This is a genomic window from Trujillonella endophytica, assembly GCF_900110555.1.
GTDB classification, from domain to species: domain Bacteria; phylum Actinomycetota; class Actinomycetes; order Mycobacteriales; family Geodermatophilaceae; genus Trujillonella; species Trujillonella endophytica.
Map to the genome: position 1 here is coordinate 36,148 of NZ_FOEE01000006.1, position 25,402 is coordinate 61,549.

Sequence of the window (25,402 nt, forward strand, 5' to 3'; positions counted from 1 at the left end):
CGCGGGGACCGAGGTGGCGACCACCCCGCTGGACAGCGGCGGGGTACGAGGACGCGCGAAGTCGACCCACCGGGGTGGGCCGCATCGGTCAGCATACGCCCCGCCCGGCAGGGCCCCGGCCGGGCGTCCACCGGCGGGATAGGCATCCACAGGGGACGCCACACCGCAGCCGGCCGGCCCGGCGACGGGCAGCGTGGGCCGGGTGCCGCTCCGACTGCCGACCGCGCTGCCGGCCCTCCTGCTCCTGATCCCCGCGGTCCTGCTCGCCCCCGTGGCGGCGGCCGCGGACCCCGCCGTGCCGCCGCCCCCGATCCCGGCCGGACCCGCGGCCGGCTGGGTCGCACCCCTGCCCGCGCCCGAGGTCACGCGCGCGTTCGATGCGCCGGGGTCGCCCTACGGCCCGGGGCACCGCGGCGTCGACCTGGCCGCGGCCCCGGGGACGGTGGTCGTCGCCGCCGGCGACGGGGTCGTCGCGTTCGCCGGCCAGGTGGCCGGCCGGCCGGTGGTCAGCATCGACCACCCGAACGGCCTGCGGACGACGTACGAGCCGGTCGACCCCGCGGTGGCCGCGGGCCAGGCGGTGGTCCGGGGCTCCCCCATCGGCACGCTGTCCGCCGGGCACGCGGGCTGCCCGGCCGCCGCGTGCCTGCACTGGGGGCTGCGCCGCGGCGAGGTCTACCTCGACCCGTGGTCACTGCTCGCGCCGCCGCGGATCCGGCTGCTCCCGTCGGCGTGAGCCCGCGCCGCTCTAGACGATGTCGGCGAGCTTGGTCCGCAGGTGCAGCACCGCCTTGGTGTGCAGCTGGCAGATGCGGCTCTCGGTGACGCCCAGGACACGGCCGATGTCGGCGAGGGTGAGGCCCTCGAAGTAGTACAGGCTGACGACCACCTTCTCGCGCTCCGGCAGCTGCTCCACGGCGCGGGCCAGGAGCTGCCGGGCCTCCCCGTGCTCGGCCATGGCCTGCGGGTCCAGCGCGCTGTTGTCGCGGAGCGTGTCGACCAGCCGGGGGGCGCCGCCGTCGTCGTCGGTGAGCAGCTCGTCGAGCGCCACCACGTTGACCAGGGAGAGCTGGCCGAGGAACTTGCGGACGTCCTCGACGTCCATGTCCATCTCGTCGGCCACCTCCTCGTCGGTGGGGCTGCGCCGGAGCTTGCTCTCCAGGCTGGCGACGGTGCGCTCGAAGAGGCGGGCCTTGCTGCGGACCGACCGCGGGATCCAGTCGGTGGTGCGGAGCTCGTCGATGATGGCGCCGCGGATGCGGGCCATCGCGTAGCTCTCGAACTTGACCTCGCGCGAGGGCTGGTACCGGGTGATCGCGTCGATGAGCCCGAACGTCCCGTAGGAGGCCAGGTCGGCCTGCTCGACGTGGGCGGGCAGGCCCGAGCCCACCCGTCCCGCCACGTACTTCACCAGCGGCGCGTAGTGGAGGATCAGCCGGTCCCGCAGCGCGGGGTCGCGGTCGGCGACGTACTCCCGCCACAGCGCGGCGATCGCCGCGTCGGTGTCCTCGTTCGACTCGTCGAGCGCGTGGGTCGTCGCCTCGGGCACGGTGGAGCTCCCCCGATCGCTTCTGGGTCCGTCGCGACGGGCCCCTGGTGGGCATCGCAGTCCAGTATCGGCACCTCTGGGCCCCGTCACGCGCGGGGATGGGCCTGCGCGTGCACCGCACGCAGCCGTTCGACCGTCACGTGCGTGTAGATCTGCGTCGTCGCGAGGCTAGCGTGCCCGAGCAGTTCCTGGACCGACCGCAGGTCGGCGCCGCCTTCGAGCACGTGCGTGGCGGCGGTGTGCCGCAGCCCGTGGGGGCCGATGTCCGGGGCGCCGGGAACCGCCGCCATCGCCGCGTGCACGATGCGCCGCGCCTCGCGGGGGTCCAGCCGGCCACCGCGCGTGCCCAGCAGCAGGGCCGGGCCCGTCCGGTCGGTCACCAGCGCCGGGCGGCCCCGGGTCAGCCAAGCGTCGAGCGCCCGCTCGGCCGGGGCGCCGTAGGGGACGCTGCGCTCCTTGCGGCCCTTGCCCAGCACCCGGAGGAGCCGTCGGCCGCGGTCGACGTCGTCGACGTCGAGCCCGACGAGCTCGCTCACCCGGACGCCGCTGGCGTAGAGGAGCTCGAGCACGAGCGCGTCGCGGAGGCCGGCCGGCTCGTCGGCTCCCCCGGTGGACTCGACGACGGCGCGGGCCTGGTCGGGTGCGAGCACGTCGGGCAGGGTCCGGTGGGCCTTCGGGCTGACCAGCCGCAGCCCGACGTCCTCGGTGGTCAGCCCGGTCCGGCGCAGCCACCGGGTGAACGACCGGGCCGCAGCGGCGCGGCGGGCGGTCGTGGCCCGGCCGTCGCCGGTGGTGCGCCCCCGCGCCAGCCAGCTGCGCAGGGCGGCGAGGTCCAGGTCGCCGACCCGGGTGCCGCTGCGGCGGGCGAGGTGGTCCAGCAGCGACACCGTGTCGGTCAGGTAGGCGCGCACGGTGTGCTCCGAGAGCTCGCGGCCGCCCCGCAGGTGCTCCTCGTAGTCGTCGACGACCGCGGCCAGGGCGGGTGGCAGCCCACCGCGCAGCTCCGCCGTCGTCCTGGTCACGCCGCGACGCTCCGTCGGTGCCGGCGACCGGTCAAGCGGGCGCGCCGGACGGGCACCCGACGGGCGCTGGACGACACGGACGTCGGGGGGCTCCCGGCGCGGTGATAGGGATCGCGCATGGCCCACGATTTCGACACGTTGCTCCGACTGCACCCGCGGGGGGACGACTCGTTCCAGAACGAGCCGCTGGTCGAGGGGCACCTGTACGGCGGCTACACGCTGGGACTCGCGGTGCGCGCCGCGGCCCGGACCGTGGCGCCCGGACTGCTGCCGACCTCGGTGCACGCCGTGTTCCCCTCCGGCGGCGAGCTGGGCAGCCCGCTCACCCTGGGCGTGCGGGCGGTCCGGGACGGGCGCTCCAGCGCCGTGCGGCTGGTGACGGTGACGCAGGGCAGGGGCACACCGCTGCTGCTGACCGCCTCCTTCCATGTCGGCGGCGAGGGCCCCGACTGGCAGGAAGCGCTGCCGCCCCTGCCCGCCGACCCGGACGAGATCGCCCCCGACGAGGTGCGGCTGATGGGGCTGGACCCGTTCGAGTACCGGCCGGCCGGGCGGTTCCGCGTCGACGCCGGAGCCGACGTGTTCTCGCCGCTGCACCCGTACTGGGTGCGCCCGCACCGCCCGCTTCCCGCCGACGACCCCGGCCTGCACGCCGCCGTGATCGCGTTCGTCTCCGACTACATGGTCTTCTCCGCCGCCCAGGTGCCGGGAGCGCCGCCGTCGCCGGAGACGCGTGGGGTCACGATGGACCACACGCTGTGGTTCCACCGCCCCGTCGACGCCGGCGAGTGGCTGCTCTACTCGGCCGATCCGGTGCGGGTACTCGGCGACCGCGGCTTGGTCCGGGGCACGGTCCGCACCCGGGACGGCGAGGTCGTCGCCTCGTTCGCGCAGGAGGCGCTGACCTTCCGCCCGCGCGGCTGACGACGCCCCTCCGCACTCGGCGGGCACGAGGCGGGTACCCGTCACGAGGGGCGCCCCTCCTTCCGCGGAGGCGTGACCCTCTGCGGGGGCGCGACCCGCCAGCCGGTGCCCGTCCACTCGACCAGGCCGGCGAGCTCCAGCGCGGGCAACACCTGGAGCACCTGGACCACCCCGCAGCCGGCCACGGCGGCCAACCGCTCGGGGCTCACGCCGCGGCGCACGGGGCAGGCGTCGAGGACCCGGATCGCGATGTCGGACAGGCCCTCGCGTGCATCGGTCGCCACCTCGGGGGGCGGTGCGAGGTCCTCCCCCAGCCGGCCGACCTCCTCGAGCACGTGCGCGGCGCTGCCGACGAGCACCGCCCCGAGGGCGCGGTCCCGCACCAGCTCGTGACAGCCGACGGACATCGCGCTGGTCACCGGGCCCGGCACCACCATGACCGGGCGGCCCAGCCGGCCGGCGCGCCGCGCCGTCGCCTGCGCGCCGGACCGCGCCGCCGCCTCGACCACCACGGTGCCGCGGGTGAGCGCGGCGATCAGCCGGTTGCGGACGAGGAACCGGTGCCGGTGCGGGGCCGCGCCCGGGGGCCACTCGCTGACCACGAGCCCCTCCTGGGCGATCCGCTCGAGCAGCGCGCCGTTTCCGCTGGGATAGACCCGGTCGATCCCGCAGGCCAGCACGGCGACCGTCGGCGCCTGCGCGGCGAGGGCACCCCGATGGGCGGCGGCATCGATGCCGTAGGCGCCGCCGGAGACCACCGTCCAGCCCCGCTCCCCGAGCCGGTGGGCCAGGTCGCCGGCCACGTGCTCCCCGTACGCCGTCGAGGCCCGCGAGCCGACCACGGCCACCGACCGGTCGACCACGTCGACCAGCCGCCCCGGGCCGCGGACCCACAGGGCCACCGGCGGCACGGGCGCCTTCGTGCGGTCGCTCATCTCCCCGGAGTCGGCTCGCTCCCCCGAGGCGGCCACGGTGAGGGCGTGCAGGGCCAGCGCCGGCCACTCGTCGTCCTCGGGGATGACCAGCCGGGCACCGCACCGGTCGGCGCGGCGGAGATCGGCCGCGCTGGCGTCCTGCTCGGCCCGGACGCCGACCAGCGCCTGGACGGCGTCGGGTGCGCGCCCGGCCCGCAGCAGCCGGACCGCCGCCACCGGCCCCGCCCGCTCCACGAATCGCCAGACGACGACGCTCCCCGGCTCCGCGGCGCGGGTCAGCCACGCCCGCGCCCGCCGGACCGTGGCGGTCCCACCCTCCGCCGCCGGCGCGGCGAGAGCGGCGTCGAGATCCGGTACCGCTGTCATGCCGCCGCCCTCTGCAGCCGCATCCCCAGGGCCTCGGCAACCTGCTCGGCACCGGGGACGGCGAGGCCCGCCAGGTCGCTCATCGTCCAGGCGACCCGCAGCACCCGATCGAAGCCGCGCACGGACAGCACGCCGCGTTCCAGCGCGCGCTCGGCCAGCCGCGAGGCCGACCGCGGGACCACCCACCGCTCGCGCAGCAGCCGCCCGGGCACCTGGCCGTTGAGGGTCAGCCCGCTGCCGCGCAGCCGCTCGGCCGCCGCGGCCCGCGCCTCGGCCACCCGGGCGGCCACCACCGCGGACGGCTCCGGCAGGTCCACCCCGTCCAGCCACGCCGCCCGGGTGACCGGGGGCAGGTCGACGCGCAGGTCGATGCGGTCCAGCAGCGGCCCGGACAGGCGTGCCTGGTATCGCCGCCGCTCGTGCGCGCTGCACGTGCAGGCCGTGTCCCCCGCCGCGCTCGCGCAGGGGCAGGGGTTCGCGGCCAGCACGAGCTGGGCGCGGCACGGAAAGGTCGCCGACCCCGACGCCCGCGAGATGGTCACCGACCCCCGCTCCAGCGGCTGGCGCAGGGTGTCCAGGACGGCGCGGGGGAACTCGGGGCTCTCGTCGAGGAAGAGGACCCCGCGATGGGCCCGGCACAGGGCACCGGGCCGGATCTGGCCCGAGCCGCCCCCCACGAGTGCCGCCATCGTCGCCGAGTGGTGCGGGGCCTCGAAGGGGGGACGGGTGACCAGCGGCGCCTCCGCCGGCAGCGTGCCGGCGACGGAGTGGATCGCGGTCACCTCGAGCGCGGCCGGCTCGTCGAGCGGCGGCAGCAGCCCGGGCAGGCGTTCGGCCAGCATCGTCTTGCCGGCGCCGGGCGGGCCGGCGAGGAACAGGTGGTGCCCGCCCGCGGCGGCCACCTCGACGGCCCTCCGCCCCACGGCCTGACCGACGACGTCCCCCAGATCGGGACCGGGCGGCGGGTCGGGGCGTGGACCGGGGACGTGCGGCTGCAGCCGCACGCGGCCGGTGAGGTGTGCCAGCAAGTCCTGCAGCGACCCCACGGGGAGCACGAGGACGCCGTCCACCAGCGCCGCCTCGTCGGCGTTGCCCACCGGGACGACGACCCGCCGATGCCCCGCCCGGCGGGCCGCGAGGACCGCGGGCAGGACGCCACGGACGGCGCGCACCGTGCCGTCGAGACCCAGCTCGCCGAGCAGCACGAGGTCCGCGACCTCGGCCGCGGGCACGGCGTCGGCGGCGGCGAGCACGCCGGCGGCCAGCGCGAGGTCGAAGCCGCTGCCCTGCTTGGGCATGGAGGCCGGGGACAGGCCGATCGTCACCCGGCGCAGCGGCCAGCTGGCCCCGGCGTTGGCCACGGCCGCGCGCACCCGGTCCACCGACTGGCGCACGACGGTGTCGGGCAGTCCGACGAGCACGACGCCGGGCATCCCGGCCGCCATGTCGACCTCGACCTCGACCATGGCGCCGTGGACGCCGACCAGGCCGACCGACCACGTGCGGGCCAGCGTCACGAGAACGCCGCCGGCAGGTGGGTCACGACCGCCGGCCCCCGACCGCGGACGAGCACGCCGACGACGTCGAAGCGCAGGTCGGGGGCGTGCTCGGAGTGCACGGCCAGCCAGCGGTGCGCCAGCAGCCGCAGCCGCCGCTGCTTGGCCGGGGTGACGGCCTCCACCGGATGGCCGAAGCCGACCTCCCGGCGGGTCTTCACCTCGCAGAAGACGATCGCGGCACCGTCGCGGGCGACGATGTCCAGCTCGCCCTCCCGGCAGCGCCAGTTGCGATCGAGCAGCCGCAGTCCGCGGTCGGTCAGGTAGCGGACCGCGATCCGCTCACCGTGCTGGCCCAGTTCCGTCGTCGTTCGCACCCGGCGACCGTGGCCCGCCCGGGTGCCGCGCGGCGACGTCCGCTCGCGATCTGTGGACCGGGCCGGGGCCTGTGGACGGAGCGACGGGGAACGTCAGCGGCGGGGGCGAACCTCACCGCATGCGCCCCTCCCCCGCTCCACGGCCCGGCTCAGGGCAGCCGAGGCCCGTCGGGCAGCTCCAGGTCCGGCTTGTCCAGCTCCTCGACGTTGACGTCCTTGAACGTCAGCACGCGCACGTTGCGCACGAAGCGGGCGGGCCGGTACATGTCCCACACCCAGGCGTCGGAGAGCTTGAGCTCGAAGAAGACCTCGCCGCCGGCCTCGCGCACCTGCAGGTCGACGGAGTTCGCCAGGTAGAAGCGCCGCTCGGTCTCCACCACGTAGGTGAACTGGCGGACGATGTCCCGGTACTCGCGATAGAGCTGCAGCTCCATCTCGGTCTCGTACTTCTCCAGGTCCTCGGTACTCATCGTGGCTCTCCGGAGACGGTGGGCATGGGTCCATCATCGACCATCGCCGCGGCGCCGGTCAGCCGGGCGTCGCGACCGGCGTGTGCCGCGGCCGCGCGGGCGACGTTGACGAAGCGTCGGCGGTGCTCCGGACAGGGTCCGTGGCGGTCGAGGGCGGCGCTGTGCGCATCGGTGATGTAGCCCTTGTGCACGGCGAAGTCGTACTCGGGGAAGCGCTCGTGCAGGTCGAGCATCATCCGGTCCCGGGTCACCTTGGCCAGCACCGACGCGGCGGCGACGCAGGCGGCGACCCGGTCGCCCTTCCACACCGCGAGGGTGGGCCGGGCCAGGCCGCTCACCGGGAAGCCGTCGGTGAGCACGTAGTCGGCGCCGGGGTCGAGCAGCCACACCGCCCGGCGCAACGCCTCGATGTTGGTGACGTGCATGCCGCGCGCGTCGAGGTCGTCGACGGGCATCACCACGACCGACCAGGCGACGGCGCGCTCGACGATCTCGGCGTAGACGCGCTCCCGCGCCGCGGGAGTGAGCAGCTTGGAGTCCGCGAGGCCGGGCACCCGCCCGCGCCGACCCGACGGCAGCACGCAGGCCGCGGCCACCAGGGGCCCGGCACAGGCGCCGCGACCGGCCTCGTCGACGCCGGCGACGGCGGGGAAGCCTCGTCGGCGCAGGGACCGCTCCATCTGCCAGAGCGCGTCGGACCGGTCGTCGGCGGCGGGGCTCCGGCCGGCCGGGGCGGGCGCGGAGCGGAGGCTCGCGGTACGGACTGCCATCGCGTTCCGACCCTACGACGTCGGGCGGACCGGTCGCCCCCCTCCCGGGACGCCGACACGCCACGAGCCGGCCCCCGGGGTCACAGGGGGCAGGCTCGTGGCGTGGCGCGACCGGGAGGTCGCAGGCGTCGGACCGGATCGCTGAGGAGGCGAGACCGTCGGGTCCGGCGCCGAAGGGCGGAGGAGCGGCGAGCCGTTCCCGCGCCCGGCTCGGGAGGTCAGACCTCGGCGGTCTCGGAGGGCACGACCGCGTGGGTGCCGCAGGTGCAGCCCGCGCCCGAGGAGCGGGAGGAGAGCACCAGGGAGACCGCGTGGGCACGGTCGCGGGCACCCAGCTTGCGCAGGATGGCCTTGACGTGGCTCTTGACCGTGTCCTCGCTGATGAAGAGGTTGCGGCCGATCTGGCGGTTGGACTGGCCCTGGAGCAGTTCGTCGAGGACGTCGGACTCGCGGCGGGTGAGGGGCACCTCGGGGGCGAAGGGCTTGGCGGCCGGCAGGGCCGACGGCTCCACCCGGCGGATCTGCGGGTCCACCACGGTGCGGCCGGCGCGGGCGGCGAGGATGGCCCAGCCGAGCAGGGTCGGGCTCGTGTTGATCATCAGGTATCCACGGATCCCGGCGGCGACGGCCTCGTTGACCACGGCGGGGTCCTCGGAGGTGGCCAGCGCGATGATGGCGACCCGGGGGAAGCGGCGACGCAGGTCCCGGCAGGCGGCCAGCGTCGCGGCGCGGCCGGAGCCCAGCTCGACGACGACGGCGTCGGGGCGGGCGGTCTCGACCAGGGTCAGGGCCCGGCGGAGCTCGCCCGGGGTGCCGACCGACTGCATCCCGGCGGTCTCGTTGATCATGCTGACCAGCCCGCGGCGCAGGACCGGGGCGTCGGCGAGGATGAGCACGCGGGTCACGCCGCGGGCGGTGCTCGCCATGGGTGCAGACACTGTCGACTCCGTTTCACACGTTCGGGGTGGTGCTTACACACCATCCATCGGACGAGTGAGAGAACTGCTTGACACTTTTTCCGACATTTTCTCGACCATTGTTCGATTGACCCGGAACGGCTACTCGAGTCCCATGGATGACCGTTCGCCCGATTGTCGACATGGCGACGAGCCATTCATCGACCATTCCGCCCGCCGCGACGGACGGTCCGCGGGCAGACGTCGGGCCGTCGGCGCACCGTCCGGGGTGGCGACGGGTCGAGGTGGGCGCCCGGTGTCCGCCGACGAGGCGAGCAGGCCGCGAGCGCTCAGCGCGCGGAGTGCACCGGGTGGCGGCGGCGCCGCCGGCGACGCCGCCAGGCCACGAGGGGAACGGCGCCGACGAGTCCGAGCACGTGCGGCGCGGCCACCGCGGCCGCGCCGGCGAGCGGCTGTCCGGCCCCCTGGATGTCGGGCGAGCCGAGGGTGCCGAACCGGTCCAGCGGCCAGACGATCACGGCGGCCTTGCCGATGACGTCGTCCACGGCGATGGTCCCGGCGTACTGGTCCTGGACGTGCGACCGGGAGTCCGCCGACGCCGAGCGGTGATCGCCCATCACCCACAGCCGGCCGTCGGGGACCGTCACCGGCCCGAACGCCCGGCTCTCCGGCGGCGTGTTCTGGTAGATGTACGGCTCGTCCAGCGGCTGGCCGTCGACCACGACCCGCCCCTCGGGGTCGCAGCACTCGACGGTCTGCCCGCCGACGGCGATGACCCGCTTGACGTAGTCGTCCTCGCTCGGCGGCGCGACGCCCACGGCCCGGCCGAGCCAGAGCAGGCCACCGGAGATCCAGTTGCCGGGCTCGGCGACCTGCACCTCGGGCGACCACGTGTCGGGGCCCTCGAACACGACGATGTCGCCGGGCTCGGGCTCGCCGAACCAGTAGGGCACCTTGTTCACCAGGACCCGGTCACCGGTGCAGCCCGGGCAGCCGTGCAGCGTGGTCTCCATCGACCCGGACGGGATGAAGAACGCCTGCACGAGGAACGTCTTGACCAGCAGGGCCAGCACGAAAGCGACCAGCAGCAGCACCGGCAGCTCGCGCAGCAGCGAGGGCTTCCTGTCGCCGGGCTGCGTGCGCCGGGCGCTCCACCAGCGGCGCCGGGCCGCCGGGGCGGCAGGGACCTCCGGGCCACCCGGCCGGTCGGGGGCCGCAGCGGCCCTGCCGTCCTCGGGATCGTCCCCGGGGACGACGTCGGCGGGCCCCCCGTGCCGGTCGCTGCTCATCGTGGCTCAGCGTACGGGCGCGGGGGACCCGCCGTGTCGAGGCAGGACGAGCCGGCGTGGGTGTGTCAGCGCGAGATGATCTCGCGCTTCTCCTTGATCTTGGCGGCCTTGCCGCGCAGCTCGCGGAGGTAGTACAGCTTGGCGCGACGCACGTCACCGCGGGTCAGCACCTCGATCTTCTCGACGATGGGGGTGTGCACCGGGAAGGTGCGCTCCACGCCGACGCCGAAGCTGACCTTGCGGACGGTGAAGGTCTCGCGGATCCCGCCACCCTGGCGCCGGATGACGACGCCCTGGAAGACCTGGATGCGGGAGCGGTTGCCCTCGACGACGCGGACGTGCACCTTCACGGTGTCGCCCGGGCGGAACTCCGGGATGTCGTCGCGCAACGAGTCGGCGTCGAGTGCGTCCAGGGTGTTCATCGCGGCGTTCCTCTTGTTCTGGCCAAGTACTTCGGCGGCATGGTCTCAACGGTCTCGGACAGCGGGGCGCCCCGGCTGTCCGTCCCGGGGAGCTGCAGCTCCGGCGTGCGGGAGCCCCATCGGCCAGGCCGACGGTCGTGCAGCAGCTGTCGATTGTGCCACGACTTCACGAGACGAAGCGCGGCGGCCCCCGGTGCGGACCCGGCAGCAGGTCGGCGAGGGCGTCGGCGAGGTCGCCGGGCGCGAACGCGTCCGCGGCCACCGCGATCTCCGCCACCGACCACCAGCGGTGCGGCTCGTCGCCCAGCAGCTCCAGATCGGTTCGCCCCGAGGCGTCGACGGTGTGCTCGACGTCGCGGAGCACGAAGAACGTCTCCCGCGAGTCGATGTCCTGGTCGCCGAAGGAGCCCATGTGGCGGCGGAACCAGACCGGCCCCTCGAGCGCGGCCGGGTCGACGACCAGGCCGATCTCCTCGGCCAGCTCGCGGACGGCGGCCTCGCGGACCGTCTCGCCGTCCTCCACTCCCCCGCCGGGCGTGTACCAGAACAGCACGTCGCCGGGGACGGCGTCCGGGCCCGACAGCCGCGCTCCCAGCAACAGCACCCGCCCCGCCGGATCGAGCACGACGACCCGCGCGGTGGGGCGGACCCACGCCCGGTCAGGCATCGTCGAGCACCGCGCGGTCGGCGCCGGTCAGCGTCTCCTCGGGCAGCGCGGCGAGCAGGTCGGGACGGCGCTCGGCCGTGCGGCGCAGCGACTCCGCACGCCGCCAGCGGGCGATCGCCGCGTGGTCCCCGGAGAGCAGCACCGGGGGGACCTCGCGGTCCCGCCACGACGCCGGGCGCGTGTAGGAGGGCCCCTCGAGCAGCCCGTCGGCATGGGAGTCGAACTCGACCGACTCGCGGTTGCCGACGACGCCGGGGAGCAGCCGCGTGACGGCCTCGACCATGACCAGGACCGCGGACTCGCCGCCGGCGAGCACGTAGTCGCCGATCGACACCTCCGACACCGGCCCCGCTGCCGCGGCCCACTCGGCGACCCGCTGGTCGATGCCCTCGTACCGGCCGCAGGCGAAGACGAGACCGGGCTCGCCCGCCCACTCGGCCGCGGTCGCCTGGGTGAACGGCCGCCCGGCCGGGGTCGGCACGACGAGCCGGGTGCCCGGCGGGCGCACCTCCTCCAGGGCGCGCGCCCACGGCTCGGGGCGCATCACCATGCCCGGACCGCCGCCGTAGGGGGCGTCGTCGACGGTGCGGTGGACGTCGTCGGTCCAGTTCCGCAGGTCGTGGACGCCGATGGCCACCAGCCCCCGCTCGGCGGCCTTGCCCAGCAGCGACTGCCGGAGCGGGGCGAGGTACTCCGGGAAGATCGTGACGACGTCGACGCGGAAGGGCCGGTCGACGGGTCCGGTGCTCACAGGTCCAGCAGCCCCTCGGGCGGATCGACGACGAGGAACCCTCCCGCCACGTCGACGGTCGGCACGATGGCGGAGACGAACGGCACGAGCAGCTCCCCGCCCTCGGTGCGGCGCACGACGAGGGTCTCGGCGCCCTCGTGGCGGACGCCGTCGACCTCTCCGAGGACCGTTCCGTCGGGCAGGCGGGCGCTGAGGCCGACCAGCTGGTGGTCGTAGAAGACGTCGGGGTCGTCGAGCTCTGGGAGCGCCTCGACCGGCACGAGCAGCCGGGTGTTGCGCAGGGCGTCGGCGGTCTCGCGGTCGCCGACGACCGCGCCGTCCGGCGTCGCCAGCTGCAGCAGCAGCGAGCCGCTGTGCCAGCGGGCCGTCACGACGGTGAGCGGGCCGCGCTCGGCCGGCTCGGTGAGCAGGACGGCGCCGGCGGTGAAGCGCAGATCGGGGTCGTCGGTGCGGACCTCGACGGTGACGAGACCACGAACACCGTGGGGCCGGCCGATGCGGCCGACCACCACGGTGTCGTCGGGGGTGGTGCTCAAGGGGAGGTGCGCTCAGCGCCCGTCGGTGTCGACGACGTCGACCCGCAGGCCCCGGCCACCGACCCCGGTCATGACGGTGCGCAGCGCCTTCGCGGTGCGCCCGCCGCGGCCGATGACCTTGCCGAGGTCGTCGGGGTGGACCCGGACCTCGAGGGTCTTGCCACGGCGGCCGGTGAGCAGGTCGACCTGGACGTCCTCCGGGTGGTCGACGATGCCCTTGACCAGGTGCTCGAGCGCCTCTTCCACCATGTCTTACTCGGCGGGCGTCTCGGCGGGAGCGTCCGCCGGTGCGGCGTCCTCCGCGGCGGGGGCGGCCTCGGCCTTGGGAGCGGCCTTCTTCTTCGGGGTGGTCGCGCCGGCGGCCGGCTCGCTCCCGGAAGCGAGGACGGCGGCCTCGTACAGGGCCTTCTTGTCCGGCTTCGGGGCGGCGACCTTCATGGGCGGCGGCGCGGCCTCGCCCTTGAACTTCTGCCAGTCACCGGTGACCCGGAGGATGGCGGCGACGGCCTCGGTCGGCTGCGCGCCGACGCCGAGCCAGTACTGCGCCCGCTCGGTGTCGACCTCGATGAAGGACGGGTCCTCCTTCGGGTGGTACTTGCCGATGGTCTCGATCGAGCGGCCGTCGCGCTTGGTGCGCGAGTCGGCGACGACGATGCGGTAGTACGGCGCGCGCATCTTGCCCAGGCGCATGAGCTTGATCTTGGTGGCCACGGTGGGTGGTGTACTCCTCGAACGCTGTGTGGTTGCTCGCCGGTGCGGCGTGTGGGGGTACGCCGGGGCGGAGCGAGGGACACGGCCAGGAACGGTGAGAGGGCCGCCACCGCCGTGTTCGACCGACCATGATGCCAGACGCGCGCGCCGGGCATCGAGGCCGCTCGGGTCAGCTCCCCCGGACCTCCGCTCGGATGCGTTCCGCGGCCTCGGCCACCGGCACCTCCGAGCGCTCGCCGGTGGCGCGGTCGCGCACCTCGATGACGCCCTCGGCCAGACCGCGGCCCACGGTGACGATCGTCGGCATGCCCAGCAGCTCGGCGTCCTTGAACTTGACGCCGGGCGAGACCTTCGGCCGGTCGTCGTAGAGCACGGTCAGCCCGGCGGCGACGAGCGCCTCCGACAGCTGCGCGGCGGCCTCGAACACGGCGGCGTCCTTGCCCGTGGCGACGACGTGCACGTCGGCCGGGGCGATCTCGCGCGGCCAGACCAGCCCGAGCTCGTCGTGCATCGACTCGGCGATGGCGGCGACGGCCCGGGAGACGCCGATGCCGTAGGAGCCCATCGTCACCGTGACCAGCTTGCCGTTCTCGTCGAGCACCTTGAGGTCCAGCGCCTCGGCGTACTTGCGGCCGAGCTGGAAGATGTGTCCCATCTCCACGCCACGGGCGAGCTCGAGCGGGCCCGAGCCGTCCGGCGCCGGGTCCCCGGGCAGCACCTCGGCGGCCTCGACGACGCCGTCCCAGGTGAAGTCCCGGCCGGCGACCAGGTCGAACACGTGCCGCCCGGCCGCGTTGGCGCCGGTGATCCACCGGGTGCCGGCGACGACGCGCGGGTCCACGAGGTAGCGGATGCCGGACTCGCTGTCGGCGCCGAGCACCTGCGGCCCGATGTAGCCCTTCACCAGCGCGGGGTGCTTGTCGAACTCGGTGAACGGCTCGACCTCGGCGGGCGCGACCTGGGCCTCGAGCCGCTTGGCGTCGACCTCGCGGTCGCCGGGGACGCCGATCACGACGGGCTCCCGGCTGCCGTCGGGGTGCAGCAGCGTGACGACGACGTTCTTCAGCGTCGAGGCGGCGGTGTACCCGGCGTCGGGGAACAGCTGCCGGGCCACCGCGACGAGCGTCTCGATGGTCGGGGTGTCGGGGGTGTCCTCGACGTGGGCGGCGGGCAGCCCGTCGAGCGGGATCGGATCGGGGACCACCGCGGTCACCGCCTCGACGTTGGCCGCGTAGCCGCCGGCGGAGCGGACGAAGGTGTCCTCGCCGATCTCCGTCGGGTGCAGGAACTCCTCGCTGCGGGAGCCGCCCATGGCCCCCGACATCGCGGAGACGATGACGTACTCCAGGCCCAGCCGGTCGAAGATCCGGATGTAGGCGTCGCGGTGGGCGGTGTAGCTGGTGTCCAGTCCGGCGTCGTCGACGTCGAAGGAGTAGCTGTCCTTCATCGTGAACTCGCGGCCACGGAACAGGCCGGCCCGCGGCCGCGCCTCGTCCCGGTACTTGGTCTGGATCTGGTACAGCGACAGCGGCAGGTCCTTGTACGACGAGTACAGGTCCTTCACCAGGAGCGTGAACATCTCCTCGTGCGTGGGCCCGAGCAGGAAGTCGTTGCCCCGGCGGTCGGTCAGCCGGAAGAGGTTCGGGCCGTACTCGGTCCACCGGTTGGTCGCCTCGTAGGGCTCGCGCGGCAGCAGCGCGGGGAAGTGCACCTCCTGGGCGCCCATCCGGTCCATCTCCTCGCGGACGACGCGCTCGACGTTGCGGAACACCCGGTGGCCCAGCGGGAGCCAGGTGAAGCCCCCCGGCGCGGCGCGGCGGATGTAGCCGGCCCGCACCAGCAGGCGGTGACTGGGCACCTCCGCATCGGCCGGGTCGTCGCGGAGCGTGCGCAGGAACAGGGTCGACATCCGGAGGAGCACGACGCCGATCCTCCCAGGCGACCGTGCGGGACCGCCCCCGGGTTTCCTAGCGGTACACGCGGCCGCGCAGGACGGTGAGCGCCGGACGGGCGAGGACGTCGAGGTCGGTGCGCGGATCGGCGTCGTACACGACGAGGTCCGCGGGGGCGCCGTCGTCGACGTTCGGGAGGCCGAGCCAGGTGCGCGCCGCCCACGACCCGGCGGCCAGCGCCGCCTCGGCGGGCAGTCCGGCGGCCGCGAGCGCGCGGATCTCGTCGGCCACCCGGCCGTGCTCGATGCCGCCGCCCGCGTCGGTGCCGGCGAACACCGGGACGCCGGCCTCGTAGGCGGCCCGGACGACCGCGCCCGACTGCGCGTGCAGCCGCCGCATCGTGGACGCGTAGGCCGGGAACCTCGCCTCCCCCGACGCCGCGAACCCCGGGAAGTTCTCGACGTTGACCAGCGTGGGGACGACGGCGGTGCCCCGGGCGGCCATCTCGCCGATCAGCTCCTCGGTCAGCCCCGTGCCGTGCTCGACGCAGTCGATGCCGGCGCTGATCAGGGCGGGCAGGGCGTCGGTGCCGAACGTGTGCGCGGTGACCCGGGCGCCCGCCTCGTGCGCGGCGGCGATCGCGGCTGCCACCACGTCGGCCGGCCACTCCGGCGCCAGGTCGCCGACCGAGCGGTCGATCCAGTCGCCGATGAGCTTGACCCAGCCGTCGCCGCGCCGGGCCTGCACCCGCACCTGGTCGACGAGGTCCCCGGGCTCCAGCTCGATGCCCAGCCCGGGGATGTACCGGCGGGTGCGGGCCAGGTGCCGGCCCGCGCGGATGATCCGGGGCAGGTCGGGCTCGTCGTCCAGGGCGCGGGTGTCGACCGGCGCCCCGCAGTCGCGCAGCGCCAGGACCCCGGCGGACCGCTCGGCGAGCGCCTGCTCGCGCAGCCCGTCGAACGTCTCGACGTGCCCCCCGCCGCGGGCGATGCCCACGTGGCAGTGCGCGTCCACCAGCCCGGGCAGCACGAAGCCGCCGCGGGAGACGGTCTCGGCACCCGGCACCGGCTCGGACGTGATCCGGCCGTCGCGCAGCCACAGGTCCCGGTGCTCGCCCTCGGGGAGGACGACGCCGGAGACGTGCAGCGCCGGGAGGGTCACGGGGTCAGCGTCCGCCGTCCTTGAACTGGTCGAAGTTCAGCTTGCTCAGGTCGGGCAGGCCCTGGCCGGGCGGCAGGCTCGGCATCCCGCCGGGCATGCCCCCGCCCGGGAAGCCCGCACCCGGCGGCAGCCCCGCGCCGCCCATCGGCCGGCGGGCCGGGGCCTTCCCCTTGCCCTTCTTGCCCTTCTTGCCCTTCGCGGACTGCGCCTGCATCTGCCGGCCGCGGGCCTTCTTCGACATCGGGCCCATGCCCGGCATGCCCATGCTGCCGGCCATCTGGCCCATCATCTTCTGGGCCTGCGCGAAGCGCTCCAGCAGCTGGTTGACGTCGGTGACGCTGACGCCGGAGCCGTTGGCAATGCGGACGCGCCGCGAGGCGTTGATGATCTTGGAGTTGACCCGCTCCTGCGGCGTCATCGAGCGGATGATCGCCGCGGTGCGGTCCAGGTCGCGGTCGTCGACCTGCTTGAGCTGCTCCTTCATCGCGCCGGCGCCGGGCAGCATCCCGAGCAGGTTGGCGATCGGGCCCATCTTGCGGATGGTCAGCATCTGCTCGAGGAAGTCCTCGAGCGTGAAGCCCTCGCGGGAGGCGAGCTTGCCCGCCATCCGCTCGGCCTGGTCGGCGTCGAACGCCTGCTCGGCCTGCTCGATGAGGGTGAGCACGTCGCCCATCCCCAGGATGCGCGACGCCATCCGCTCGGGGTGGAAGACGTCGAAGTCGGTGAGCTTCTCGCCGGTGGAGGCGAACATGATCGGCTGGCCGGTGACGTACCGCACCGACAGCGCGGCACCACCGCGGGCGTCGCCGTCGAGCTTGGTCAGGACGACACCGGTGAAGCCGACGCCATCGCGGAAGGCCTCCGCGGTGGTCACCGCGTCCTGACCGATCATCGCGTCGACGACGAAGAGGATCTCGTCGGGACGGACGACGTCCCGGATGCCGGCGGCCTGCTGCATCATCTCGGCGTCGATGCCCAGCCGGCCGGCGGTGTCGACGACGACGACGTCGTGCATCGTGCGGCGGGCGTGGTCGATGGAGTCCGCCGCGACCTTGATCGGGTCGCCGACGCCGTTGCCCGGCTCGGGCGCGTAGACGTCGACCCCGGCCTGCCCGGCCACGATCGCGAGCTGGTTGACCGCGTTGGGCCGCTGGAGGTCCGCGGCCACGAGCAGCGGCGTGTGCCCCTGGCTCTTCAGCCACGTGCCGAGCTTGCCGGCCAGCGTCGTCTTCCCGGCGCCCTGGAGGCCGGCGAGCATGATCACCGTCGGCGAGGTCTTGGCGTAGCGCAGCCGCCGGGTCTCGCCGCCGAGGACCTGGACGAGCTCCTCGTTGACGATCTTGATGACCTGCTGCGCGGGGTTGAGGGCCCCGGAGACCTCGGAGCCGCGGGCCCGTTCCTTGACGGCGTTGATGAAGGTGCGCACCACCGGCAGCGCGACGTCGGCCTCCAGCAGCGCGATGCGGATCTCGCGCGCGGTGGCGTCGATGTCGGCGTCGGTCAGCCGGCCCTTGCCGCGCAGGCCGGTGAAGACCTTGTCGAGGCGGTCGGAGAGGGTCTCGAACACAAGCCGTCCTCAGGGAGAGTCGCGGGCGCGGGCCAGCCGCGCCTCCTGGCCCCAGGGTATCGAGGTGCGGGCGTCAGGCGGCCCGGCGCATGGTCACCGGGGTCGGCCCGGCGAACACGGCGGCCCCGCAGTCGGCGCAGACCCACTCCGGGCACTCGCCACCCTCGTCGGTGTGCCCGTCGGCGCACGGCGGCTGCACGAACTCCCGGAGGTCGCCGCAGTCGGGGCAGGCCCAGTCGCGGCTCGGCACATCATGGACGGCGGACACGCGCACTCCTCTCGGCTCCGGGCGGAACGATTCCGTCCCGCTCCGGACCGAGGAGAGCACGGCCCTCCGACAGACCGGTGGCCCCGTCCGGCGTGTCGGCCGCGCTACGCGCTGGTCACCGCCTCCGGGACCCCGCGCGTCGCCTCGACCAGGGCGCTCTCCACGCGGGCGCGCTGGGCGGCGTCGATCGGCTCGCGGGTGGCGTTGCACACGTAGAAGTAGTCCGCGGCGTCGGCGCCCAGGGTCTCGACCCGGGCGGAGGTGACGTCGAGGCCCTCGCCGGCCAGCGCGGCGGTCAGCCGGTACAGCAGCCCCGCCCGGTCGCCGGCGCGCACCTCGACGATGCTGTTGGACTCTCCGCTGGCCTCCGAGTCGTGCCAGGAGATCCGCGAGGGCGCCGCCCGGGTCGCGTCCTGCCGGTAGTCGGCCTCCCGCTGGCGCAGCCGCTCGGCCAGCGGCAGCGTCCCCTCGAGCGCGGCGCGGACGGCGTCGGCCAGGATCGTCGCCACCGGCGCGCGCCCGAACCGCGGCCGCACGGCGAAGACCGCCGTCGCCCGGCCGTCGAGCACGTTCACCTTGGCCGCCCGGACGTCGAGCTGGTTGAGGGCCATGACCCCGGCCAGGACGCTGAACAGGCCCCGCCGGTCGGGGGCGCCGACGGTGATCTGCTGGCCGTCGGCGACGTCCTCGATGCCGACCGTGACCGCGGAGGCGGCCCCCGCGGCCTCCGACGCCGACGCCGTGACCTGCGGCTGCGTGGGGTGCAGCACCGGCTCGTGCGCGGGCAGCCCGGTCGCGCCGCTCCCCGTGCCGAGGCTGCCCTGGACCCGGGCGACCAGCGCGGCCACGAGGTGCGCCTTCCACGGCGACCACGCCGAGGTGCTCGTGGCGGCGCCGTCGGCCTGCGCGAGCGCGTGCAGCAGTTGGAGCAGCGCGGGGTCGCCGCCGAGGGTCTCGCCGACCCGCTCGATGGTGGCCGGGTCGTCGATGTCGCGGCGGGTGGCCGTGTCCGGCAGCAGCAGGTGGTGGCGGACCATCGCGGCGATGGTGGCCACGTCGTCGGGCGCGAAGCCCATGCGCGTGGCGATGTCGGCGCCGATGGGCTCGCCGACGACGCTGTGGTCACCGGGCCAGCCCTTGCCGATGTCGTGCAGCAGCGCGCCGACCAGGAGCAGGTCGGGCCGGTCGACGTCGCGGGTGAGCTCCGCCGCCGCGGCCGCCGCCTCCACGAGGTGCCGGTCGACGGTGAAGCGGTGCCACGGGTGCCGCTGCGGCAGCGACCGGACGCGGTCCCACTCCGGCAGCAGCGAGGCCAGCAGGCCCTCCTGGTCCAGCTGCTCGATGACCGGTACCGCGCTGCGGCCGCTGGCCAGCAGCCGCAGGAACGACCAGCGGACCTCCGCGGGCCACGGCTCGGGCACCGGCGGGCTGTGCACCGCCAGGACCTTGAGCGTGTAGGGCGACAGCAGCAGGTCGGCGCGGGCCGCCGCAGCGGCGCCGCGCAGCACCAGACCGGGGTCGGTCGCCGGCCGCGCGTCGCGGGCGAGCACCACCTCGTCGCCCTGGCGGACGACGCCCTCGGCGAGGGGCTCGCGGTGCACGCGGCGGTAGCGCGCCCGCGGACGGCGGACCAATGCCGCCTCCACCCGCCGCCACGTCTCGTCGGCGACGAAGGCCAGCCGGCGCCCGGCCAGGCTGACCTGGCGCAGCAGCGCGTCCTCGTCGGCCAGCCCGAGCGCGGCGGCGACGGGCCGCTGTTCCTGGCGGACGAGCACGTCCTGGGCGCGGCCGGACCGGCGGCGGAGCTCGTCGCGCACGTCGAGCAGGAAGGCGTACGCCTCCTCGGCCTCGCGGGAGGGCTCGTCGGCGAGCTGCGCCGCGGCGACCGCGCGCAGCACCTGCCCCTCGCGCAGGCCGCCGTAGGCCTCCTTGAGATCCGGCTCGAGGAGGAAGGCCAGCTCGCCGACTTTGCGGGCCCGCTCCCGGCGCAGGTCGCGCAGCTGGGGCAGCAACCGGGAGGCCGACTGCCGCCAGCTGCCGAGGCTGGCGGTCCGCAGCCGGGCGGCCAGGTCGGCGTCGCCGGCCACGAGCCGGACGTCGAGCAGCCCGAGCCCGGCCTTGACGTCGATCGACGCCACCGCGACGGCCTCGGCGATCGAGCGCACCGAGTGGTCCAGGCGCAGCCCGGCGTCCCACACCGGGTACCAGACGGCGTCGGCGAGGGCGGCGATCTCCGGCCGGCCGTCGTGCACCAGCACCAGGTCCAGGTCGCCGTGCGGCGGCGGTTCCCGCCGGCCGAGGCTGCCGACCGCGACCAGTGCCAGCCCCTCGGTGCCGCTGCGGGGCGGGGCGGCACCGCGCCGCGTGGCCGGCGGCGGCGTGCCGGCGACCGCGGCGTCGAGCAGCCCGGCGAGCCAGGCGTCGAGGGTCTGCACCCGCTGGGCCCGCGACAGTGCGGGAAGCGAGTCGATGTCCAGCACGTCTCCCCCATGGATGACGTCGGCGCCCGCGAGGGGCGGCGTGGAGCGCCGGGAGGCGCCGGGAACGCGTCGGCCGGGGTGGGGGGTCGCCCCCTCCACCCCGGCCGACGTCCGTGCGGAGTGCCTCAGAGGGCGTCGGCGCCGCGCTCTCCGGTGCGGACCCGCACGATCTCGTCGATCGTGGTGACCCACACCTTGCCGTCGCCGATCTGGCCGGTGGAGGCCGACTCGACGATGGCGTCGACCACGCGGGCGGCGTCGATCTCGCCGACCACGATCTCGATGCGGACCTTGGGCACGAAGTCCACCTGGTACTCCGCACCGCGGTAGACCTCGGTGTGGCCGCGCTGGCGGCCGAAGCCCTGGACCTCGCTGACGGTCAGCCCCGCGATCCCGATCAGCTCGAGCGCGTTCTTGACGTCGTCGAGCTTGAACGGCTTGACGATGGCGGTGACGAGCTTCATGCCCGGCTCCCTTCGATGTTGCGGGCCTCGGCCCGGGCCTGACCACCGAGCGGCGCGGTGGCTCCACTGCTTCCCAGCGAGGCGAAGTCGTACCCCGACTCGGCGTGCACCACCTGGTCGATGCCGGTCACCTCGTCCTCCTCGGCGATGCGGAAGCCCATGGTCTTCTGGATGATCGTGCCGATGATGTAGGTCGCGACGAACGAGACCACGAGGACCGCCAGGGCCCCCACGACCTGCCGCCACAGCTGGTCGACGCTGCCGCCGAAGAAGAGGCTCTCCACGCCGGCCGGGGCGTCGGGGTCGGCGAGGAAGCCGATGGCGATGGTGCCCCAGAGACCGCCGACCAGGTGCACGCCGACCACGTCGAGCGAGTCGTCGTAGCCGAGCTTGTACTTCAGGCCCACGGCGAGGGCGCAGAGGACGCCGGCGAGCAGCCCGATGATGATCGCGCCGATCGGCGAGACCGCCGAGCACGACGGGGTGATGGCCACGAGGCCGGCGACGACGCCCGAGGCGGCGCCCAGCGAGGTCGAGTGACCGTCGCGCAGCTTCTCCAGGAGCAGCCAGCCGAGCGTCGCCGCGGCGGTGGCGACCAGCGTGTTGACCCAGACGACCGAGGCGGTGTTGTTGGCCGCCAGCGCCGAGCCGGCGTTGAAGCCGAACCACCCGAACCACAGCAGGCCCGCGCCGATCATGACCAGCGTCAGGTTGTGCGGACGCATCGCGTCGCGGCCGAAACCGCGCCGGGTGCCGAGCACCAGGGCCAGGGCCAGGGCGGCCGCACCGGCGTTGATGTGCACCGCGGTGCCACCGGCGAAGTCGATCGCCTTCAGGTTGTTGGCGATCCAGCCGCCGGTGTGGGTGACCACGCCGTCCTCACCGGTGAGCGTGAAGTCGAAGACCCAGTGCGCGATCGGGAAGTAGACGATCGTCGCCCAGAGGCCGGCGAAGACCATCCAGGAGCCGAACTTGGCCCGGTCGGCGATGGCACCGGAGATCAGGGCGACGGTGATGATCGCGAACACCGCCTGGAAGCCGACGAACGCCATGGCCGGGAGTGCGGCCTCGGGGTCGTCGGTCATGAGGCCCTTGAGGCCGAAGAACTCGGTCGGGTCGCCGAGCAGGCCGCCGCCCACGTCGTCGCCGAAGGCGATGGAGTAGCCGTAGAGCACCCACAGCACGGGGATGAGCGCCAGCGCCCCGAAGCTCATCATCATCATGTTGAGCACGCTCTTCGCGCGGACCATGCCGCCGTAGAAGAGCGCGAGGCCCGGGGTCATCAACAGCACGAGCGACGCGCTGGTGAGGATCCAGGCGGTGTTGCCGGTGTCCACGGCAATCCTCCTGTCGTGGTGGGCGGCGCGGGGCCGCGGACCCGCCAGCGGCGGGGTACTCGGACGCCGGGAGCGGGCGCTGCCCGGCGGTGGACGGTGGAGCGGGTGGGGGCGGCGCCGCCCATCCGTGGCAGCGACCGTGGCGGTTACCGTGCCGGGCTCCTGTTTCCACTGGCGGCACCCGACTGTTTCCGGGTCGTGAACTCCGGTCCGCGTGTCCGGGAATCGTGTTTCGCGCGCATTGCCGGGCCCGCGTGGCGTGACCGGCAGCACATCGCCGGGCCGGTCGCCCGCACAGTCGCGACCGCTTCGCAGTTGCGAACTGTGTGCAATAAGCTCGCGGCGGGCCGACCGGTCCACCCGGCCGACCCCTGCGGAGGCAGCGTGCACGTCCCCGACGGCTTCCTGGACGCCCCGACCTCGGTGGCCACCGGCCTCGTGGCAGCCGGCACCGTCGCGGTCGCCCTGCGCGGCGCCCGCCGCGAGCTGGACGAGCGCACCGCCCCCCTCGCCGGCCTCACCGCGGCCTTCGTGTTCGCGGTGCAGATGATGAACTTCCCGGTCGGCGCCGGCACCAGCGGGCATCTGATCGGCGGTGCGCTGACGGCGATCCTCGTCGGGCCCTGGACGGCGGTGCTGTGCATGACCGTCGTCCTGGTCGTCCAGGCCGTCCTCTTCGCCGACGGGGGGCTCACCGCCCTCGGCACGAACGTCACGCTCATGGGGCTGGTCGCGGTGGTGCTGGGCTACGGCGTCTTCCGGCTGCTCGTCCGGCTGCTGCCGCCGACCCGCACCGCCGTCCTGGCCGGGGCGGCCGCGGGGGCGCTGATCTCGGTCCCGGCGTCGGCGCTGGCGTTCGTCGGGCTGTTCGCCGTCGGCGGGGTCGCCGACGTCTCGCTCGGTGCCGTCGCCGCGACGATGGGCGGCATCCACCTGTTCATCGGGGCGGGCGAGGCCGCCATCACCGTCGCCGTCCTCGGCGCCGTGCTGACGGTCCGGCCCGACCTGGTGCACGGGGCGGCGCACCTGCGCCGGCCCACCGACCTGGCCCCGCGGCCGCAGGTGGCGCCGGCCGCCGGGGCTGCCCGGTGAGCCGCCGCACCCTCGGGTTCCTCGCGGTGGGCCTGCTGCTGGCGCTGCTCGTCGCGGGCGTGGGCAGCTACTACGCCTCCTCCTCCCCCGACGGGCTGGAGTGGTCGGCCGAGGAGGAGGGCTTCGGGGACACCGCGCGCGACAGCGCCACCGCCGACTCCCCGCTGGCCGACTACGCCGTCAGCGGGGTCGACGACGGCCGGCTGTCCGGCGGGGTCGCCGGCGTGATCGGCGTCCTGGTCACGCTGGCCCTCGCGGGCGGCCTCACCCTGGTGCTCCGCCGCCGCTCGGGCGCCGCCTCGGCGGCCGGGCAGGACGCGGGTGGGCAGGACGCGGGCCAGCAGGACGCGGGCGAGCCGGTCGCCGCCGACCGGGCCGGCTGAGGGCGGTCCGATGGGCAGGGGGCACGGCGGGGCCCTGGGCGCCGTCTACGTCCCCGGCTCCAGCGTGGTCCACCGGCTGGCGCCGCACGTGAAGCTGGTCGCGGTCGTGGCCTTCGCCCTCGTCGTCGTCGCGACGCCGGTGCACGCCGGCTGGGCGTGGGCGGCCTACGCCGCCTTCGGGGTGCTGGTGCTCGCCGTCGCCGCCGTGGCCGGGCTGACCGCGGGCCGGCTGGCCCGGGGGCTGGCGGTCGAGCTGCCGTTCGTCGTCTTCGCCCTGCTGCTGCCGTTCGTCTCCCGCGGTCCGCGGGTCGAGGTCGCCGGGCTGTCGCTGTCGGAGAGCGGGCTGACCGCCGGTGGGGGGCTGCTGGCCAAGGCCACGCTGTCGGTGCTCGCCGCCACCGTGCTCGCCGCCACCACCGAGGCCCGGGAGCTGCTGCGCGGGCTGGAGCGGCTGCGGCTGCCGGCCGCGCTCGTCCAGATCCTGTCGTTCATGATCCGCTACGCCGACGTCGTCTCCGGGGAGCTGCGGCGGATGCGGGTGGCCCGGGAGTCACGCGGCTTCCGCGCCCGCCACCTCGGCGCGCTGCGGGTGCTGGGCCCGGCGGCGGCGTCGCTGTTCGTCCGCTCCTACGAGCGCGGCGAGCGGGTGCACCTGGCGATGCTGTCCCGCGGGTACACCGGCCGGCTGGCCGCCGCCCCGGCCGCCGCCGTCCGCCCGGGCTCCTGGGCGCTCGGCCTGAGCCTGCCCCTGGCCGCCGCCGCCGTGCTCGGGACGGGGATGCTGGTCGGGTGACCGCCGCACCGCCCTCGCTCCTGGTCGAGGACGTCGCGTACGCCTATCCGGACGGGCACCAGGCGCTCTTCGGGGTGGACCTGCGCATCGACCCCGGCGAGCGGGTGGCGCTGCTCGGCCCCAACGGCGCCGGGAAGACGACGCTCGTGCTGCACCTGAACGGGGTGCTGCGGGGCGGCCGGGGCCGGGTCGCCGTCGCCGGCCTGCCGGTGGAGAAGCGCACCCTGCAGGAGGTGCGGCGCCGGGTGGGCGTGGTCTTCCAGGACCCCGACGACCAGCTGTTCATGCCGACCGTCGGGGAGGACGTCGCCTTCGGGCCGCGCAACCTCGGCCTGCCCGAGGTCGAGGTGGCCGCGCGAGTCGCCGCCGCCCTGGCCCAGGTGGGCATGGCCGGGGTGGCCGACCGCCCGCCGCACCACCTGTCGTTCGGCCAGCGCCGCCGCGTCGCCGTCGCCACCGTGCTGTCGATGCACCCCGAGGTGCTGGTGCTCGACGAGCCGTCGTCCAATCTCGACCCGGCCGGCCGGCGGGAGCTGGCCGAGGTCCTCACGGGCCTGCCGGTGACGATGCTGATGGTCACCCACGACCTGCCCTACGCCCTGCAGCTGTGCCCGCGCTCGGTGGTGCTCGACGGCGGCGTCGTCGTCGCCGACGGCCCGACCCGCGAGCTGCTCGCCGATGCCGACCTGCTGGGCCGGCACCGGCTCGAGCTGCCCTACGGCTTCGACCCCACCCGCGTGCCCTAACGGAGTGCGGGAGCGCA

28 protein-coding genes are annotated in these 25,402 nt (G+C 75.1%); 6 read left to right on the top strand and 22 right to left on the bottom strand.

Annotated features, from left to right (window positions below):
• Positions 1–202: 202 nt before the first annotated feature.
• Positions 203–736, top strand: coding sequence for a M23 family metallopeptidase (locus tag BMY88_RS10825; RefSeq protein ID WP_170861064.1), 534 nt, complete (start codon positions 203–205; stop codon positions 734–736).
• A gap of 12 nt (positions 737–748) precedes the next feature.
• On the opposite strand, the gene whiG is transcribed toward BMY88_RS10825, so the two are convergent.
• Positions 749–1,549 carry an RNA polymerase sigma factor WhiG gene (whiG, locus tag BMY88_RS10830; RefSeq protein WP_091943005.1) on the bottom strand — a complete coding sequence of 267 codons (801 nt, stop codon included), beginning with the start codon at positions 1,547–1,549 and terminating at the stop codon, positions 749–751.
• A gap of 86 nt (positions 1,550–1,635) precedes the next feature.
• Positions 1,636–2,571: a tyrosine recombinase XerC gene (locus tag BMY88_RS10835; RefSeq protein ID WP_091943007.1), complete on the bottom strand. Its 936-nt coding sequence runs from the start codon at positions 2,569–2,571 to the stop codon at positions 1,636–1,638.
• Between the two features lie 117 nt (positions 2,572–2,688).
• Here BMY88_RS10835 and BMY88_RS10840 point away from each other — a divergent pair, with 117 nt between their 5' ends.
• Positions 2,689–3,495 carry an acyl-CoA thioesterase gene (locus BMY88_RS10840; protein ID WP_091943010.1) on the top strand — a complete coding sequence of 269 codons (807 nt, stop codon included), beginning with the start codon at positions 2,689–2,691 and terminating at the stop codon, positions 3,493–3,495.
• Between the two features lie 41 nt (positions 3,496–3,536).
• Here the strand turns inward: BMY88_RS10840 and dprA are convergent, their stop codons facing one another.
• The 20 genes from dprA to BMY88_RS10935 form a co-directional block, all read right to left on the bottom strand.
• Positions 3,537–4,796, bottom strand: coding sequence for a DNA-processing protein DprA (gene dprA, locus BMY88_RS10845; protein WP_091943012.1), 1,260 nt, complete (start codon positions 4,794–4,796; stop codon positions 3,537–3,539).
• Positions 4,793–6,313, bottom strand: coding sequence for a YifB family Mg chelatase-like AAA ATPase (locus BMY88_RS10850; RefSeq protein WP_091943014.1), 1,521 nt, complete (start codon positions 6,311–6,313; stop codon positions 4,793–4,795). Before BMY88_RS10850 ends, dprA begins: the two co-directional genes overlap by 4 nt.
• Positions 6,310–6,669 (bottom strand): YraN family protein, encoded by a 360-nt coding sequence (locus BMY88_RS10855; RefSeq protein ID WP_091943016.1) that lies wholly within the window; start codon positions 6,667–6,669, stop codon positions 6,310–6,312. Before BMY88_RS10855 ends, BMY88_RS10850 begins: the two co-directional genes overlap by 4 nt.
• Before the next feature lie 149 nt (positions 6,670–6,818).
• On the bottom strand, positions 6,819–7,139 hold the full coding sequence (locus BMY88_RS10860) for a DUF2469 domain-containing protein (protein ID WP_029432918.1): 321 nt from the start codon (positions 7,137–7,139) through the stop codon (positions 6,819–6,821).
• Positions 7,136–7,909: a ribonuclease HII gene (locus tag BMY88_RS10865; protein WP_091943018.1), complete on the bottom strand. Its 774-nt coding sequence runs from the start codon at positions 7,907–7,909 to the stop codon at positions 7,136–7,138. Before BMY88_RS10865 ends, BMY88_RS10860 begins: the two co-directional genes overlap by 4 nt.
• A 218-nt stretch (positions 7,910–8,127) precedes the next feature.
• Positions 8,128–8,835 carry a LuxR C-terminal-related transcriptional regulator gene (locus BMY88_RS10870; RefSeq protein WP_091943020.1) on the bottom strand — a complete coding sequence of 236 codons (708 nt, stop codon included), beginning with the start codon at positions 8,833–8,835 and terminating at the stop codon, positions 8,128–8,130.
• Between the two features lie 320 nt (positions 8,836–9,155).
• Positions 9,156–10,115 (bottom strand): signal peptidase I, encoded by a 960-nt coding sequence (lepB, locus tag BMY88_RS10875; protein WP_091943022.1) that lies wholly within the window; start codon positions 10,113–10,115, stop codon positions 9,156–9,158.
• A 65-nt stretch (positions 10,116–10,180) separates the two neighbouring features.
• Entirely contained in the window at positions 10,181–10,537 is a 357-nt protein-coding gene (gene rplS, locus BMY88_RS10880; RefSeq protein ID WP_091943025.1) for a 50S ribosomal protein L19, read from the bottom strand.
• A gap of 166 nt (positions 10,538–10,703) precedes the next feature.
• Positions 10,704–11,204 carry an NUDIX hydrolase gene (locus BMY88_RS10885; RefSeq protein ID WP_091943027.1) on the bottom strand — a complete coding sequence of 167 codons (501 nt, stop codon included), beginning with the start codon at positions 11,202–11,204 and terminating at the stop codon, positions 10,704–10,706.
• Entirely contained in the window at positions 11,197–11,955 is a 759-nt protein-coding gene (gene trmD / locus BMY88_RS10890; RefSeq protein WP_091943029.1) for a tRNA (guanosine(37)-N1)-methyltransferase TrmD, read from the bottom strand. Before trmD ends, BMY88_RS10885 begins: the two co-directional genes overlap by 8 nt.
• A complete protein-coding gene (rimM, locus tag BMY88_RS10895) occupies positions 11,952–12,491 on the bottom strand; it encodes a ribosome maturation factor RimM (protein WP_091943031.1) in 540 nt (179 codons plus the stop codon). The genes trmD and rimM overlap by 4 nt, the downstream gene beginning before the upstream one ends.
• A 12-nt stretch (positions 12,492–12,503) precedes the next feature.
• A complete protein-coding gene (locus tag BMY88_RS10900; protein WP_091943033.1) occupies positions 12,504–12,740 on the bottom strand; it encodes an RNA-binding protein in 237 nt (78 codons plus the stop codon).
• Between the two features lie 3 nt (positions 12,741–12,743).
• Entirely contained in the window at positions 12,744–13,202 is a 459-nt protein-coding gene (gene rpsP / locus BMY88_RS10905) for a 30S ribosomal protein S16 (protein WP_091943035.1), read from the bottom strand.
• 169 nt (positions 13,203–13,371) lie between these two features.
• Positions 13,372–15,123 carry a proline--tRNA ligase gene (locus tag BMY88_RS10910; protein ID WP_091943037.1) on the bottom strand — a complete coding sequence of 584 codons (1,752 nt, stop codon included), beginning with the start codon at positions 15,121–15,123 and terminating at the stop codon, positions 13,372–13,374.
• A gap of 46 nt (positions 15,124–15,169) precedes the next feature.
• Complete coding sequence (locus BMY88_RS10915) at positions 15,170–16,255, bottom strand: amidohydrolase family protein (protein WP_170861066.1); 1,086 nt, start codon at positions 16,253–16,255, stop codon at positions 15,170–15,172.
• A 4-nt stretch (positions 16,256–16,259) separates the two neighbouring features.
• Positions 16,260–17,822: a signal recognition particle protein gene (ffh, locus tag BMY88_RS10920; RefSeq protein ID WP_091943039.1), complete on the bottom strand. Its 1,563-nt coding sequence runs from the start codon at positions 17,820–17,822 to the stop codon at positions 16,260–16,262.
• Between the two features lie 73 nt (positions 17,823–17,895).
• The gene (locus BMY88_RS23385; protein ID WP_139220457.1) at positions 17,896–18,090 is read right to left on the bottom strand and encodes a hypothetical protein; all 195 of its coding nucleotides are present in this window, start codon (positions 18,088–18,090) and stop codon (positions 17,896–17,898) included.
• A 104-nt stretch (positions 18,091–18,194) separates the two neighbouring features.
• Positions 18,195–20,570 carry a [protein-PII] uridylyltransferase gene (locus BMY88_RS10925; protein WP_091943041.1) on the bottom strand — a complete coding sequence of 792 codons (2,376 nt, stop codon included), beginning with the start codon at positions 20,568–20,570 and terminating at the stop codon, positions 18,195–18,197.
• 125 nt (positions 20,571–20,695) lie between these two features.
• Positions 20,696–21,034: a P-II family nitrogen regulator gene (locus tag BMY88_RS10930; protein ID WP_029432903.1), complete on the bottom strand. Its 339-nt coding sequence runs from the start codon at positions 21,032–21,034 to the stop codon at positions 20,696–20,698.
• Positions 21,031–22,371: an ammonium transporter gene (locus tag BMY88_RS10935; protein ID WP_091943043.1), complete on the bottom strand. Its 1,341-nt coding sequence runs from the start codon at positions 22,369–22,371 to the stop codon at positions 21,031–21,033. The genes BMY88_RS10930 and BMY88_RS10935 overlap by 4 nt, the downstream gene beginning before the upstream one ends.
• Positions 22,372–22,755: 384 nt before the next feature.
• Here BMY88_RS10935 and BMY88_RS23830 point away from each other — a divergent pair, with 384 nt between their 5' ends.
• The 4 genes from BMY88_RS23830 to BMY88_RS10950 are packed head-to-tail and all read left to right on the top strand — an operon-like array spanning position 22,756 to position 25,385.
• Positions 22,756–23,463 carry an energy-coupling factor ABC transporter permease gene (locus BMY88_RS23830; RefSeq protein ID WP_170861067.1) on the top strand — a complete coding sequence of 236 codons (708 nt, stop codon included), beginning with the start codon at positions 22,756–22,758 and terminating at the stop codon, positions 23,461–23,463.
• A complete protein-coding gene (locus BMY88_RS23835) occupies positions 23,460–23,846 on the top strand; it encodes a PDGLE domain-containing protein (RefSeq protein ID WP_170861068.1) in 387 nt (128 codons plus the stop codon). Before BMY88_RS23830 ends, BMY88_RS23835 begins: the two co-directional genes overlap by 4 nt.
• Before the next feature lie 10 nt (positions 23,847–23,856).
• Positions 23,857–24,639: a cobalt ECF transporter T component CbiQ gene (cbiQ, locus tag BMY88_RS10945; protein ID WP_091943393.1), complete on the top strand. Its 783-nt coding sequence runs from the start codon at positions 23,857–23,859 to the stop codon at positions 24,637–24,639.
• Positions 24,636–25,385 (top strand): energy-coupling factor ABC transporter ATP-binding protein, encoded by a 750-nt coding sequence (locus BMY88_RS10950; protein ID WP_091943045.1) that lies wholly within the window; start codon positions 24,636–24,638, stop codon positions 25,383–25,385. Before cbiQ ends, BMY88_RS10950 begins: the two co-directional genes overlap by 4 nt.
• Positions 25,386–25,402: the final 17 nt, after the last annotated feature.